This window comes from Synechococcus sp. BA-120 BA3 (assembly GCF_034931285.1).
Lineage (GTDB): Bacteria > Cyanobacteriota > Cyanobacteriia > PCC-6307 > Cyanobiaceae > Cyanobium.
Map to the genome: position 1 here is coordinate 1 of NZ_JAYGHZ010000181.1, position 1,227 is coordinate 1,227.

Here is a 1,227-nt window from a genome sequence, read left to right on the forward strand (position 1 = left end):
CGCTCACCTCCACTGGTCGCGGGCCCCGCAGGTCCAGCTCCAGCTCGCCCCGGGCCAGGGCCGCGGTGAGGGCGGCGATCAGCTCGCCGACCAGGGGATCGGGGCGGGTGCCGTGCAGGCGCGGCAGGGCTTCCGCCAGGCTGAGGGCGAGGGCTCCCACCCAGGGCTGGGGGGTCTGGAGGGGTTCCCTCATGACGGGTCCTCCCCAGCGCCGTCCGTGCCGTGGCCCCCCAGGGCCCCGTCGAGAGCCAGGACCCTGCCCAGGGGCGGACGCTCCACGAACATGCCCGGCACGGCTCCGCCACGGGCCTGCGCCCCCGCTTCCCCGGGCGCCCCGCGCAGGAAGACGTAGGCGTATCCACCCAGATGGCGCTCGGGGTCGTAGCCGGGCAGGCGCCAGCCCAGGTAGCGGTGCAGGGCCACCAGGTAGAGGTGGGCCTGCAGGAGGTAGTGGCTCTGGGCCATCAGGGCGGCCATCGCCTCCTGGCCGTAGTGGCGGGGGCCGCAGGCCAGGGGTCTGCCCTCGCCGTCCCGCCGGCCCAGCCAGTTGCTCTTCCAGTCGGCCACCCACCAGCGCTCCTCGCCATCGGCATCGGCGGCGGTGAAGACCAGGTCGATCGAGCCGGTGAGGAAGCCGCGGCTGGCCACCGGCAGGCTCCCCACGGCGGCCGCGTAGGCGGCACCGAAGGCGCCGCCGGGATGGTCCGCGAAGGCAGCCGCCAGCTCCGCCGCCCTGGCGAAGCCGAGGGTGAGGTCGAAGCTGAGTTCGTTGAGCCGGCGCTCCGGCCCCAGATCGGCCACCCGCAGGGACCCCAGCCCGCCGCCGAAGGGGGTGAGGCGCACCTGCTCCAGGCCCCGCAGCAGGGGCTCCAGGTCTTCCGTCTCCAGCCCCGCCCGGCGCAGCTCCCGTTCCACCAGCTCCCGGCTGGCGGGCGTGTCGGTGGGGACCCGGTAGTCCAGCTGCTCCAGCATCCGGTGCAGGCAGTCCCCGGCCCCCGCTCCACGGGCGAAGCCGGCCAGGGGACCCTGCTCCGGCCACAGGGCCGCGTCCCCGCCTTCCGGGACCTCGCCATCGGGGCTGGGATCGCTGATGTCGCGGCCTGCGTCGAGGGCCGCCTCGGAGACCCCGGCGCCGTGGGCGGCGCGGGTCCAGCCCGTGTAGCTGCTGCGGCCCCAGCTGGTGTCCAGGGTGCGCAGGGGCACTGGTCCGCAGCGCAGGGCCTCCAC

General features: G+C 76.0%; 1 protein-coding gene and 1 pseudogene. Both read right to left on the minus strand.

Going from position 1 to position 1,227, the window contains the following annotated elements; translation table 11 throughout:
* The coding region (locus VB737_RS07090; RefSeq protein ID WP_500312219.1) for a hypothetical protein at window positions 1–193 on the minus strand (193 nt) is incomplete at its 3' end.
* A pseudogene (locus VB737_RS07095) lies at window positions 190–1,227 on the minus strand (UvrD-helicase domain-containing protein); the annotation flags it as partial. The gene VB737_RS07090 and the pseudogene VB737_RS07095, both read right to left, overlap by 4 nt.